The sequence below is a fragment of the Streptomyces sp. NPDC048191 genome (genome assembly GCF_040652655.1).
Lineage (GTDB): Bacteria > Actinomycetota > Actinomycetes > Streptomycetales > Streptomycetaceae > Streptomyces.
Window position 1 is genome coordinate 34,843 of the sequence record NZ_JBEZMO010000028.1, and the last position, 13,081, is coordinate 47,923.

Here is a 13,081-nt window from a genome sequence, read left to right on the forward strand (position 1 = left end):
GAAATTTTAGCCATCGCCCCGCAATGAGAGGCGAAGAGGTGGCTGACCCCGTGCGGCCGGGTGACTCCGCCCGGTACCGGGCGGAGTCAGGTGCGGCTAGGTCGTTACTTCGCTGCCGCGGTGGTGTTGGTGGCCCACAGGGCCTGCCCCCTGGTGGGCCCTCCGGTGGACTTGTAGATGACGAAGTTGCCGTCGTCCTGCAGTACGGCCCAGGCGCCGGCGTTGTCGGGGGTGCCAGCGGTGTTGGTGTTCCACAGGAAATGGTTGTTCGCGTCGTAGATGACGAAGTTGCCGTCGTTCTGCATCACGGCGTACGCGCCCGGGTGGCCCCAGGTGCCGGTGGCCCAGATGGCCTTGCCGTCACGCAGGCGGTAGATCACCAGGTTCCCGTCGTTCTGCATGACTATGCGGGTGAGGTTTGACTGGAACTGCCAGCCCGCCCTGAGAGTGGTGCCGGCGTCGATGACCCCCCGCGGGAAGGTCCAGTAGGGGCAGTTGGCAACGATCTCTGGGCGGGTCATTGGACGGCTCTGCCACGAGAACTGGCTGGTCTGCCCGTCCTGCCCTTCAGGGGCGGGACCAGTGACGGTGTCGTAGGGGGTAGCCCAGTAGTAGTGGCCCCACTTGGGGGAGTCGTAATGGGTCCGCCACCTTCCCGTGTAGCTAGCCATCAATTGGGCGCGTTCAACCCAGCCGAACCATCCGGGCCGCACGTCATTATTGTAGGTCTCGGTAACTGTCTTTTGATCCAGCCACGAGTGTTCGTACTTTGTCTCGACCGAGGTCTTGAGGATGTCGAAAAGGTCAGTCTCTACTCTGATCGATACGCCGAAGGTGTCAGTTGTGCCCGTTGTTTGGGCCCAGGACACGGTCTGTCTCTGAATGTCGGGGTCGCAGTTGGGCACCATCCTTGAGACCGGCTTCCTATTGCCGAGGTATGTTTTACTTGTGAGGTCGCCGCCGGGGCTCTGACCCATGACGGGACTTCCGTCTCCGAAGGTGCAATGAGCTACGCCCGACTGGCAGTCGGCCATGATTTCCGCTGTGGTGGGCGACGTCTCCGCCGATGCCGATGTCGCCAGCCCTACTATCAGCGCGGACGAGGCAGTTAGCAGCGTCAGTGTCCGTCCGGACCGTTTCCATGCCCGGTATCTTGACATGGCGGTACTCCTATTCGGCGGTGAGGGTGGGTGAGTGGCCTTCTCCGGTACTACGTGAAGGTGCCAGTCGTCCCAAGGTGTGCCTGAGGATTACATAAGAGGCGACTAAAGCCATGAGAATAGCTGCTGCGTAAAAAGTTTTGACAGCTGCGCAATAAGCGTTCAGTCTGGATCCGCTGCGGGAATCTTGATCATGGGCAGGCGGATCGGGGATGTTTCTTCGGACGTGGGCAGCGAGGATGGCACAAAAGGTGGGCTCTGCCCGGAAAAGGTCGTGGCGTAGTCTTGCTGGGTGCGTGTCAGCGAGCCCGGCACCACACGCGATGCCATTTCCCTACCGGAATAGACGGGGTCGACAACGGCGGCGGTCCCGCCCATGGCGACGACCGCAGCCCGGCCGATCCGCTCGCACCACTCCCCACTCATCGTGTCCAGAGTGACCACATTGCCCTGGTCGTCGGCCAGCACGGTCGGGGCCTTCCTCAGGCCCACCGGGGTCATCGACAGCTTTGGGAACGCCGCCCCATGAGATCGCCGTTCACCAGTGGCAGACCCAGCTCGGCTGCTGGGGCAATGGGCGTGATGGCATTCACACCGCCGATATAGGCAGCCAGCAGGTGAGTGACGCTGCGCCCGGCTGCAGTCCCTGCTCCCGAGATTGCGCGGCGTAGCTCAGCGCCCGCCAATAGAAGTTCCTGAAAATCGTAGGCGCCCCATGACCGATACGGGCACCACCACCGCGTCCGCTGGCACCTCGGAAACATCCACGACTGTCACCGGGCGCTGTCGGCAAGGGGTGCGCTCGGCAATCAGATTCCCCATGTAGGGGTTGCCGCCCCACCGGAGCCAAGAATTGCGGCTCCCCCGGAAAGGTCGGCGACATCAGTAACCGCGAGGTCGCGCACGACAATCCTCTCCGCTTCTGTGGAACGAGGGATCCGGCGCCGGGCGCCACCCATACCATGACAGCTTGAACTAAAGCCGCCATTCCCCGCCCGGACGGCGCCGCTCCCCATAGTCATCCGAATAGCCCTAATACTCCAGCTGTAGATCGTGATTTTCATGTCTGGGATGTGGCTTGTCGCCGGTAATGGCTGGTGCGGGACCGGGCTTGATGGCGTCGTCGCCAGTCGGACCAGCCGAGCCGGTGGGATGTGTCGTGGACCGGCCGGACGACGAGCGTGATGAACAGGCGCTGGATCTCGTTGCAGGACAGCGGGGCCAGGTCGGCCGGTCCGGGACGGCGGGTGTGTTCGTCGGCACGGACGACGTCGAGGAAGGCGTGGCCGAGCATGGCGAGGGTGACCCAGCGGGTCCAGGAGGGGTAGCGGCGGACCTGGTGCTCATCGAGCCCGGCCAGCCCTTTCTCGGTCTGTAAGGTCTCTTCCACACGCCGTCTGGATCCGGCGACCCGCACCAACTCGGTCAGCGGCACCGGCCGTGGTGAGAAGCAGCGGTAGTAGGCGAGTTCGCCTGTGACGCGGTTGCGGCGGATCAGCAGTTGATGGCCTGGGCCGGGGTCGGCCAGGTCGATGACCGCCCAGTCGTAGAAGCGGCACCACTTCGCGCCCCGTCCAGCCGAGAGCTTCTGCCAGGCCCGCTTCGGCAGCTTCGCTGCCAGGGCATCCGCGCGAAACTTCCCTGCGCCGGTGGCCACTTCGGCCGAGCAGGCCACCGCGAGGACGTAGCCGATGCCGCGCTCCTCCAAAGCCGCCCGCAGTTTCGGGTTGCCGCCGTAGACCTCGTCACCCGTGACCCAGCCGACGTGGTGCCCGGTGTCCAGGAACCGTTCGATCATCGTGCGGGGCCAGTTCCGGCTTGGTCGCGAAGACGGTGTCCTCGCCGAGTCCTGTGGCCCGGCAGCGGTGCGGGTCGCAGGTCCAGGAGCGCGGGATGTACAGCTCCCGGTACACCGCTGCGTGTCCACGCGCGCCTGCATAGACGAGGTAGACCGCGACCTGGGAGTTCTCGATCCTGCCAGCAGTGCCGGTGTACTGGCGCTGAACGGCGACGGTGTGAGTGCCCTTCTTCACGTCGCCGGTCTCGTCGATGATCAGCACCGCAGCGTCGTCGCGGAGGTGCTCGACGACGTATTCGCGCACGTCATCGCGGACGGCATCGGCGTCCCAGACGGCCCGGCACAGCGACGAGGTCCTGGCCACCGCGATCCTCGACCGCCTCCTGTACCACTGCGAGGTCGTCTCGATCAACGGCAACAGCAGTGGAAACCGGCGCGGCGCACCGGCACGGTCCTCGAGGCTCGTGCCGTCGGGCGCTGAGGCGGCGAAGAGGTCGGCCGGCGCCCGCCACATCGCCCTCCAGGGGGCGGCGGGAGCATACGGGTGCTCTACGGCCTGGGTGCGGCGTGCCTGTGGGTGAGGGTGTGCTGCCTGCTTCAGAGTGAGGCCCGGCAGCTCGCTGCCGCTGTGTACCTTTCTACCGTTTCGGGGAGTAGATGGTGTTGCGGTCGCTGTCATTCGTGGGCCGGTCGGATTCCGGTGTGGCGGGGGCTCGGAGGCGCTGGGCGGGCCGGGGCCCGGGTGGGGGTCGGGGTGGACGCCTGTGGGTGGCGGCGGGGGTGCTGTGTTCAGCTGTGCTGGTGCCGATGGCGGCGCCGGGCAGTGCTGTTGCGCAGCCCTACTGTTTCGCGTCGGGTGCGAGGACGATGACGTGCTTCTTCGTCTTCACAGGGGCGGAGCAGACGTTCCTGGTACCTGAGGATGTGTCGGAGTTGTCCGTCGTGGCGGTCGGTGGCCATGGCGGCCAAGGTGCCGACGGTACGGCCGGTGGTCGTGGTGCTGTGGTTTCGCGCAGCGCGGGGTTTATCCCCGGGCAGACGCTTTACGTAGAGGTCGGCGGCAATGCCGCCGGGGGTGGCAATTGCGTGGGCCCCGCTCAGTGTAGGGGTGGCTTTAACGGCGGCGCCGACAGCACAGTCGGCGGTGGCGGTGGCGGGGCGTCGGATGTACGTACCCGGCCGCGGACGGTTCCCCTGACAACCACGGATTCCCGGGTCATCGTGGCCGCTGGTGGAGGGGGAGGCGCTGCGTTGTTCGGATGTGCGACGGGACAGGGCGGCGATGCCGGTCAGCCGGGCGGGAGCGCGACCTGCCCCGCCGCCGGCGGTGGTGGAGCGGGGACGGCCACCGCCGGCGGCGCAGGCGGGAGCGGCGCGACTCCCGGTTCGCCCGGTGTGCGCGGTGCCGGAGGCGCTCCCGGTGCTGCTAGTCCCGGCGGTGGCGGCGGCGGATATTTTGGCGGTGGCGGCGGCGGCTTCAATGTCATGGGTGCCAACCTCAGCGCAGGTGGTGGGGGTGGTGGTTCGTCCCTGGGCCGTGCCCCGGTCCTGACCACGACTAGACCGGGAATCGTGATCTCCTATCAGCAACCCGTCGCCTCGTGTGGCTGTGAAAAATGACGCCGGCCACCTGTCCGCCGCGAGTGCGGACGGCCGCATCGAGCGCGTCGGTAACAAGCTCGGCCCGCATGTGATCGGCCATCGACCAGCCCAGCAGGCGATGGGGAGTAGACATCGATGACGGTGGCCAGATACAGAGACTTCCCGCCGACGGTGGGCAGATAGGTGATGTCACCGACCCAGGCCCGGTTGGGAGCGGATGCGGTGAAGTCGCGCCGCAGCGGATCGGGTACCGCCTGGGCGGCGGGGTCCGGAATGGTGGTTCGATGCCGCCGCCTCAACATCCATCCCTGAATTGCGTGTTGGCGTATGAGCCGCTCGACGCGCTTGCGGTTCACCATCACACCGCCGGCGCGGCACTCGGCGGTGATCCGCTTGGCCCCGTACGTCCTCCCGGACTCCGCATGGACCTTGCGTATCCGCCGGGTGAGCGCGGCGTCCGCGGCCTTCCTTCGCGGCGCGCGCCGGCGCGGTCTTCAGCCACCGGTAGAACCTGGACCTCGACAGGTCCAGCACTGTGCACAGCCGCTTCACGCCGAAGGCGCCGCGATGGTCGGCAACGAACTCCAAGCGGATCACCAGTTCGTCTCGCCCGCAAAATACTTGGCCGTCCGACGCAGGATGTCACGTTCCATCTCCAGCTCGCGCACCTGCTTGCGCAAGGCCGCGATCTCCGCATCCTTCGCCGACGCCTCGACCGCCTCGGGCCTCTCGGCCTTCTCCGCCGTCTTGATCCACTGCCACAGCGTCTCGTGCTTCACGCCGAGCTCGGCGGCGATGCGTGAGACAGGCCGGCCCGACGAACGGGCCAGTGCCACCGCGTCGGCCCGGAACTCCGCCGAGTACTTGTAGGTTCCCACCCGGGACTCCTCTCCCTGGACTCAAGATCCAGTGTCAAGGTGTCCACGATCAAGGGGGAGGGCCCTGGCGCCGTTGCGGCAACTGTTCGCGAGGGTGTGTCGTCCGGTTGCCACACCGGCACCCAGGGCGCCTTCTACCGCGACTGGCGGTTGATCGCGATCGACGGCACCACGTTTGACCTGCCTGACATGAAGGCGAACGTGGAGGCGTTCGGCCGTCCTCCCCGTTCCGGGCGCGGTGAACAGGACGTCAGCTACCGGCAGTTGCGCATGGTCGGCTTGGTGGAGTGCGGCACCCATGCCGTCTTCGATGCTGCGATCGGAGCTCTGCGCACCGGAGAGCAGGCTCTGGCCCGGGCGGTTCTGGGGTCCCTGCGGCCGGGGATGCTGCTGCTGGCCGACCGCGGCTTCTACAGCGTGGACCTGTGGCGCACAGCCGCGGCCACGGGGGCGGACCTGCTGTGGCGAGTCCGCAAAGACCTCGTGCTGCCGGTGGTCGAGCAACTGTCCCTCATGGCCGGCGATGGTGTACTCCACCGCACGTACTGGCACCCCGCGGCGGGAGTGGTGGATGTCGCTGCGGTCGAAGATCTCAGTGAGATAGGAACCGTCCGAGCCTCCACCGCGAACATGACCCGCGGTCTCACCACGCCGAGTCCCGCGTGGCGTGACTCTCTGGGACTGGCCGCGTGAACGTCGCGGAACTCCTCGCCGGCCTCCAGGTCCAGCACGACGAGGTCACCGCCGGAGCTGCAGAACTACGCGGTCAGACCGAGCACTTGACCGCTTTCCTGGCCGAGACCGAGGCGCGACTCGCGGACCTGGACACCGCCCGGAAGGTCATGCGGAGGTCGCGCCGGCAGGAGCCGAACCCGGCCGCCCGAGACGGGCACCGCCTACCAGGCCATCGTGAACGCCTTCAACCAGCACCCCAGCCGGGTATTCAGAGACCGTGAGCTGCATGAACTCCTCGACATGCCCACCGACGAGGCATCCGTCAACATCACCCGCAGCCGCCTCGGACGCCTCACCCGCCAGGGCTTCCTCACCCAACCAGGACGAGGCCGCTACCAGAAACGGACCACTCAAACGCGCCGCCCACCGGGCTGCAGACCGCCCACCCATCGCGGCATCACCCTCGTTGGCGCCACCAAACCCAAACGGGTCAAACAAACACCAAAGCCCTAAGTTGCCGGTGTTTTGAGGCTAGAGGTACTCCATACCAAGGGAACGTCGGGGGCCACCCAGTGCGCCTCGATGCGGACTACGGGCGTGGCGGTCACCGAGGTCATCTGGGCTGGTAGGGCAGAGGGCTGGGGGTGGGACGGTTGCAACGAATTTCCCGGAGGACAGTCCGTGGAGGTGGAGCAGGGGCAAGACCTCGCTGATCTTCGGGGATTTGCGGCACCACGGCGCGAGGATCTTCGAGGAGAACCGTTTGCGCTCACCGGTCTCCACATCGACGCGCCTGTTGTTGACGCGGGGCGCCTTCACCGCGACCGGCCCGGCAGCGGTGCTCACCGTCCGTTCCCGATGATGGCCGTTGCGGACCACGAGACGGCGGCCGGTCTCCTCCCGCTCACCGGCCAACTCGGCTATGGACTGGTCGGCTTCGGCTTTCAGGGCTGCGGTGAGCATCCGCCTGGCACCCGCGCGGACGATGTCGTCCATCAGGGATCCGGTCTCGGTGGTTCCGTCGTTGTGGACTACGCTGAGCTCGGGCGCGCCTCCCGACTCGTGCTGCAACGCGGCTCTGCTCGGTGACCTTGGCATCGATCATTGGGGAAGGTACGCCCTCCGCCTTTTCGCGAAGCACCCCTCCCGAGGCCGATCCGCAGGTTTTGAGCATTGCTCGCGCACGACAAAACGCATCGGGAGCACTTTCAGCACCGTGCAGTTGCGGACCGAAGTAACCCGCGGGGGCCGGTAGTCCGGCCGCGGCCCCGGCGATGGTGTTCAAGCTCGTCGAGTCCGGCCGGGCCCGCCGGCGCGCGATCACCGCGCCCCATCTGGTCTCCCTCGTCCGCAACGGCGCCCGCTTCAAGAACGGTTACCTCGTCGAACGCCCCGAAGTCACTGCAGCCTGAAAGACCCGCTGGTCCATAACTCTTGACGATTGCTCAGAGCCCCGGCCTCAGCCTCGCAATCGGCCGTATGCGAGGCGCGGAACACTTGCGTCCACCGGAGTCGACACAACCGTGTTCGCCCTGATCCCGTCAGCGACCGACACAGCGCAGGCATGCCCTCGACGAACATCTGAGAGCGTGGTGACGCTCGCCGATGTCTGATGGTCCGTTGCCAACAGCTTCGGCGTGCCCGTGCCAGGCCAGCACTGAGCACCTGGTTGACCGGGCGGATCTGACTACGCCGGCGGCTGACAGTACACGGAGGCCCGGATGAAGGTGCCCGCAGTGCTCGACGTGTTCACGCCAGTGACGGACCAACCCTCCCTGGTACCTTCCACCCTGAGGGCCGTGATCGGGATGACGAAAGGCTCTCTCTCACTGGATGCGAAACCCCAGGAGATCGCCCGGTAGCGCGCCGGACACAGTGCCGTACTGACCCCGATTGTCTCCCGACCCACATGTACCGTTGGTCCGTCGAATCGTTCAAGATCACCCTGTGCGGCGGCAACGGCAGGATTGGCCACTCCGGTCGCGAGGGCCAGCGCGACCGAGGTGATCGCTCCGCCTACTGTCCACTGGTTCTTCCGAGTCAGTGGCCCCGTCCGAACCCGTGTCATGCTGTCAGGTTTCATACGTTTACTCCCTCGTTCCCCTCGGTTTGGAGACTCCGAAACCGAAAGCCGAGTAGGAGATTGCACCGCACCGGTCCGAACTGTTCCTATTTTGGGTTGCAACACGCCACTAATCATTAACTAGGAGTAGTAGGATGATCTAGATGGACTGATCAGTCCGGCCGGATGCCCGGAACATGGTGAACTTGCGCGAGGCACGGTTTCGGCCACGTCGTCGCTGGTCACCAGTCCGGCGACTGGGTCGGGGTGAGATGATCTGGTGGGAGGGGAAGCGGTTGAGGCGGCGTGTCTCCGCGCCGGACAGCGAGCTGAGAAAGGCCTGAGTCAGGGCCTTCCGCCTTGGCAGGATGCCTGGGGTCGCGAGGATGGTGGAAGAAGTCGCGTCATTGCCGCTCGTCCACGCCGCAGTCAAGAGCGACATCGTCAAGCCGTGCCGACGTGCTGACCAACCGATCGACCAAGCATGACCGCCGCCGCTTCCCCGGCTGACAGCCCCACGTCACACGGCAGATGTGTCGGTGTGTCACCTTGACGGCCTCGTCGCCCCAGCGGCATGCCGGTGAGGTAGCAGGATGCCCCCAGGGCAGCCGGCCGCCAGGGATGCCATGCACGATCACCGCACCATGCCCAATTCGCGGCGCCGAAGCTGAGTCGTCGACCAACGACCGTTTGCGGGGGTGAGTTTCCGGTCCACGGCCTCAGGTCACCCTCGGCCGGCCGTGGTCGGGCGGTTTTGGGCGCCCCTTTCGGTTGCGATGCCGCAGGGAGGACGCCAGTCGTCTGGTCGCACCTGTTGTCGCACCGGGAACACTGACACGTCGAGCGCAACAGCACGCTGACCTCGGACAACGGTCTGAAAGTCCGTCAGCTCCCCCTCGACCTCAATCCCGTGCAGTCGCAACGCTGCCGTTCACCTTTCCGGCCCCTTAATGAGGCCTAAATGAATTAGGAAAGGCAGTCGTAAAGAATGATGGTGGCCCCATCATGTCAACACTAAGACGCCCGGACACGGTTGACATTCCAGCCTCGTACTACCGAACGAGGAGGCCCGAGAGGCCGCGGCGTCGAGGTCCGGTGCCCGAGATTCGGGTATCCAAGCCACAAGGAGGAGCGCTCGTCATGCGCGTAGCTACCCAAGTAATGACACAGTCAAGGCGAGTGAGATGGGGAGCCCGGCTCGCCAGCGCCGGGCTGGCGACCACCGTCGCACTCGCCGTCGCAACGGGCACGGCGGCAGCGCAGCAGGGGAACCCCAGACAGGTTCCGAACGGCTCGACCTGTCAGAGCCTCCTGGGGAAGGGCAGCCAACAGGTCGACGTGGAAGGGCCCAACAGCGTCACGATGTTCAAGGGTCCCGGGGGCCCCGGACAAATTCAGGCCACCGAGGAACTGGACCCGGCGGGTCAAGTGTTCAACTTCAGCATCACCGGTCCCTACGCCGCCCGTGCCGTGATCGTCCATAGCGCGTTGGCGGGCATCGCCAACGCATGGGTCTACGACAGCTCCACGGGCTTCCCCGCTGGGCTTGCGGCGGATCAGGGCCTCCACGCCACGATTGACCCGGCGACAGCGGAGTATCACAGCATCGACGGGATCGCTTTCTGCGTGATTGCCAGTCCGTACAACGGCACCGTCTGACAGGCCCCAAGGCCGGTGAGGGCACAACCGGCCCCCACCCTGAGACACCACGTGACCACCCTCGCCACCAATGCGCCGCAGCGATGCGAGGGCCCGGACGTGCCGGGTCCCATGGCGGCTGGTCCAGCCTCTGCAGTTGGTGCCTACGGGGACCCGGACATGACCCCCGAGGCAGACGCACTCCAGGTGTTGGGTGCCATTCAAGATGAGCATGGAGTTGCCGCTCGGGATGAGCATGGGGGGCGATGAGATGCCCTGCCGGACGAGTCCGGCAGGGCATCTCACCCGCGAGGGTGACCGCCGCTGCAAGCTCCCACCGCACCAGCGTGCTCTGGTCGGTCTGGTGTACCTGCGCCAGCACATCACTCTCGCGCAGCTTGCGGCCGGCTTCGGAATCTCGATCGGCACCGCCCACGCCTACACGGCCGCGGTGATCAGTCTGCTCGCCGATCGCGCGCCCGGCCTCCTGCGCGCGGTGGGCGAAGCCGACCCCGGCTACGTCCTGTTGGACGGCATGCTTGCCGAGTGCGACCGGGTCGGCGACAGCCGCGCCGACTACTCCCACAAGCACCGCCGGCACGGAGTGAACGTGCAGGTGATGACCGACCCGGCGGGGTGGCTGCTGTGGATCTCGCCTGTGCTACCCGGTCGCGCTCACGACCTGGCAGCGGCCCGCACCCACCGGATCATCCGGATCTGTGTACCACGCGCATAGTTGCAATGACGCCTTTTCCCACTTTTCCTGGCATGCGGAGGTCTGGAGGCAGGCGCAGGCGCAGGCACGTCGCAGTCGGCCGATCGGTGGACGAAGGGGATGAACGGGCCTCCTAACACTCGGGTGTTCGCAAACCCGAGCCGCCAAGGGGCCCTGTACTCATGCATCCACCTGGCCGAGACCGCCCAGCCAAGGGTGATGTCCGATCAGAACCGTCTCGTCGATAGAGGTACGGCTTCTGAAAGACCGTTTTGGCGAATGCCAAAGGGGTTCGGAGCTTGTGCGGGCGTTGGGCAGGCCGTTGGCGTGGTTGGCTTGCCGTCGCCACATGCGGTGGGCGGCGAACGGCCGCGCGGCGGGGTCCTGGAGTCCGCTCAACTCCAGGGAGAAGTTACATGAGTTCCGATCAGAACGGGGATGTGGCGCATGCGCGACCGGGATTGCGATGTGGCCTCCATACAAAGCGAGATCGAGGAGCTGTGGGGGTGCCGGGACCAGGCAGTGGTGCACTCGGCCGAGGCCGTGGCCGCGGTGGATGCGGCGATCGGTCTCCTGGACCGGGGACGCGTGCGGGTCGCCGAGCTGATGGACGACGAAATCGTTGTCAATGAGTGGCTGAAGTGCGCGATTGTGTTGCTGTACCAGCAGGCGAAGCCCAGCATGACGCGGTTCGGCCCGTTCGAGTGTGCCGACAAGATCCCGTTGAAGTCGGGGATCGAGGCCCTGAGCGTGCAGGTTTCGCCCGGTGCGGTCATCCGGCGGGGCAGTTACCAGGAACCGGGGGTGGTGGTGATGCCCAGCCATATCGGCATCGGGTCCTACGTGGGTGAGGGCACTTTGGTCGACTCGTGGGTGGGGATCGGCTCCTGCGCCCAGGTCGGAAGAAATGTGCATCTGTCGGGCGGGGTGGGCCTCGGCGGGATGATCGAACCTCCCATGGCCAAGCCGGTAGTGATCGGGGATGACGCGTTCATCGGCGCTCGGTCGATGATCTACAGCGGTGCTCGGGTCGGCGAGGGCGCGCTGCTGGGTGCGGGTGCGTTGCTGACCGACACCATTCCGGTGATCGACGCTGATACCGGCGAGGAGATCAGCCGGGGTGAGGTTCCGCCGTGGACGGTGGCCGTTCCGGCCAGCCGACCACGCGAGTTCGACGGTGGCACCTTCGGTCTGCCATGCCTGCTGGTGATCAAGCGTCTGAAAAAGGGCGAGCGGCATGACAAGGCCAGGCTCAACGACGCGGTACGCGCCCAGCCTGTGACGCTCTGATGTCCGCGCAACCCACTGATCGACTGCCTGTTATCACCAAGGAGTTCATACCTGTGCCTGTCGGCGGCATTACCACAATCCTGAATCGTCACCCCGAGCTCGCGGAACTGACGTCGCGGATCACGGCCTTTCTTGACACGCACCTGCCCGCACCGGTGTGCGAGGCGGAAGGCCGGCCGGACTGGCTCGCACTGCGTGAGCAGGCCGCTCAGGCCCGGCTCACCGATATCGACATCGAACAGGCGGAACTGGGACGGGTGGCCCAGGGGATCGCCATGTTCCTGGCCGGGCAGCGAGACTGCGACGCACGGGACGTCTTCAGCAGCGGTCATGCCGCCATGCCGCTACGCTACGGCTCCCCGGAACTTGCCGGTCATATACACGAACTGGCAGTCAAGCAGGGAAAGTTAGCCGGCGTGGCATCCAGCGAACCCCAGTCCGGATCGGATCTGCGCGGTTTTCGCACCGTCCTGGTCGATCACGGCGACCGCCTTGTGCTTTCAGGCACGAAGGGGCTGATCAGCCGGGTCGCGGAGGCATGCGGATTCGTCGTCTTCGGCAAGATCGTCGACCGAGCCGGGGCCGAGACAGCAGACCTGCGTGAAGTGCCCCTGTCCGCAGTCTGGGTGCCGACGGAGACCAAGGGCGTCCTGACCGAGACCGCCGATCCGCTGGGTATGCGGGGATGGAGCTTTGGGTACCTGCACCTCGTCGATGTCTGCCTGGACAAGGCCTTGCTGCTCGGGGCACCCGGCGACGGCCGGCGCATCTTCGATGCACACTTCTCCGCCTGGCGGCTCATGATGTCCCTGGTCTGCCTGGGCGCAGCCTCAGCAGCGATCCAGGAGTCCGCTGACCGTACCCGCAGCCGCACGGTGGGCCGGACCCCGCTGGCCGCCATTCCGTCCGTGGCCGCCCGCCTGGGAGCAGCCGCGGCCGAGGTCGAGGCTGCCACTTCCTGGTGCTTCACACTGCTGGAGCGGATAGACCAAGGCGAGACCGACACAGCCGCATGCTCGGCCGCCAAAGCACTGGGCACTGACACGGCCTACCGTGCCGTGGACCTCGCTCTGCAACTGCACGGCAGCGAGGGCTACACCAGGACCAGCCCGATGGAGAAGCGACTGCGGGACATCCGGGGACTGCGGATCGCCGACGGCCCCAACGACACCCTCTACAGCGTCCTGGCCCACTCCCTGATGAACGCCGATCAGCCAGCCAGGGACCACCGAGAGCTCACCCGCCACTGACCGAGGAGCTCGC

At 66.2% G+C, this 13,081-nt stretch carries 10 protein-coding genes and 6 pseudogenes; 9 read left to right on the top strand and 7 right to left on the bottom strand.

Features of this window, described 5'->3' with window-relative positions; all coding sequences use genetic code 11:
- Positions 1–104: 104 nt before the first annotated feature.
- The 4 genes and pseudogenes from AB0D93_RS32540 to AB0D93_RS32555 form a co-directional block, all read right to left on the bottom strand.
- Entirely contained in the window at positions 105–521 is a 417-nt protein-coding gene (locus AB0D93_RS32540; RefSeq protein WP_362127224.1) for a hypothetical protein, read from the bottom strand.
- Between the two features lie 801 nt (positions 522–1,322).
- A complete protein-coding gene (locus AB0D93_RS32545) occupies positions 1,323–1,628 on the bottom strand; it encodes a hypothetical protein (RefSeq protein WP_362127227.1) in 306 nt (101 codons plus the stop codon).
- 29 nt (positions 1,629–1,657) lie between these two features.
- The gene (locus tag AB0D93_RS32550; protein WP_362127230.1) at positions 1,658–1,924 is read right to left on the bottom strand and encodes a DUF917 family protein; all 267 of its coding nucleotides are present in this window, start codon (positions 1,922–1,924) and stop codon (positions 1,658–1,660) included.
- 296 nt (positions 1,925–2,220) lie between these two features.
- A pseudogene (locus AB0D93_RS32555) lies at positions 2,221–3,304 on the bottom strand (IS701 family transposase); the annotation flags it as partial.
- Position 3,305: 1 nt separating this feature from the next.
- Between AB0D93_RS32555 and AB0D93_RS32560 the strand changes: the two are divergent.
- Positions 3,306–3,380, top strand: a pseudogene (locus AB0D93_RS32560) (ATP-binding protein); the annotation flags it as partial.
- Between the two features lie 445 nt (positions 3,381–3,825).
- Positions 3,826–4,578: a glycine-rich protein gene (locus tag AB0D93_RS32565; RefSeq protein WP_362127233.1), complete on the top strand. Its 753-nt coding sequence runs from the start codon at positions 3,826–3,828 to the stop codon at positions 4,576–4,578.
- On the opposite strand, the pseudogene AB0D93_RS32570 reads toward AB0D93_RS32565, so the two are convergent.
- Both AB0D93_RS32570 and AB0D93_RS32575 read right to left on the bottom strand, forming a co-directional pair.
- Positions 4,542–5,006: pseudogene (locus AB0D93_RS32570) on the bottom strand (IS3 family transposase); the annotation flags it as partial. The gene AB0D93_RS32565 and the pseudogene AB0D93_RS32570 overlap by 37 nt on opposite strands.
- Positions 5,007–5,153: 147 nt before the next feature.
- Positions 5,154–5,438, bottom strand: coding sequence for a transposase (locus AB0D93_RS32575; protein ID WP_362127236.1), 285 nt, complete (start codon positions 5,436–5,438; stop codon positions 5,154–5,156).
- A gap of 39 nt (positions 5,439–5,477) precedes the next feature.
- On the opposite strand from AB0D93_RS32575, the gene AB0D93_RS32580 reads away from it, so the two are divergent.
- Positions 5,478–6,131 carry a transposase gene (locus tag AB0D93_RS32580; protein WP_362127240.1) on the top strand — a complete coding sequence of 218 codons (654 nt, stop codon included), beginning with the start codon at positions 5,478–5,480 and terminating at the stop codon, positions 6,129–6,131.
- A gap of 216 nt (positions 6,132–6,347) precedes the next feature.
- On the top strand, positions 6,348–6,626 hold the full coding sequence (locus AB0D93_RS32585) for a hypothetical protein (RefSeq protein ID WP_362127243.1): 279 nt from the start codon (positions 6,348–6,350) through the stop codon (positions 6,624–6,626).
- A 144-nt stretch (positions 6,627–6,770) separates the two neighbouring features.
- Here the strand turns inward: AB0D93_RS32585 and AB0D93_RS32590 are convergent.
- Positions 6,771–7,211, bottom strand: a pseudogene (locus AB0D93_RS32590) (transposase); the annotation flags it as partial.
- An 82-nt stretch (positions 7,212–7,293) separates the two neighbouring features.
- Here AB0D93_RS32590 and AB0D93_RS32595 point away from each other — a divergent pair.
- The 5 genes and pseudogenes from AB0D93_RS32595 to AB0D93_RS32615 form a co-directional block, all read left to right on the top strand.
- Positions 7,294–7,525: pseudogene (locus AB0D93_RS32595) on the top strand (IS256 family transposase); the annotation flags it as partial.
- Positions 7,526–9,354: 1,829 nt separating this feature from the next.
- Positions 9,355–9,834 (top strand): hypothetical protein, encoded by a 480-nt coding sequence (locus AB0D93_RS32600; RefSeq protein WP_362127246.1) that lies wholly within the window; start codon positions 9,355–9,357, stop codon positions 9,832–9,834.
- A 229-nt stretch (positions 9,835–10,063) separates the two neighbouring features.
- A pseudogene (locus tag AB0D93_RS32605) lies at positions 10,064–10,534 on the top strand (transposase family protein); the annotation flags it as partial.
- Between the two features lie 441 nt (positions 10,535–10,975).
- Positions 10,976–11,818, top strand: a complete 843-nt coding sequence (locus AB0D93_RS32610; RefSeq protein ID WP_362127249.1) for a 2,3,4,5-tetrahydropyridine-2,6-dicarboxylate N-succinyltransferase — start codon at positions 10,976–10,978, stop codon at positions 11,816–11,818.
- 53 nt (positions 11,819–11,871) lie between these two features.
- A complete protein-coding gene (locus AB0D93_RS32615) occupies positions 11,872–13,068 on the top strand; it encodes an acyl-CoA dehydrogenase (RefSeq protein WP_362127252.1) in 1,197 nt (398 codons plus the stop codon).
- Positions 13,069–13,081: the final 13 nt, after the last annotated feature.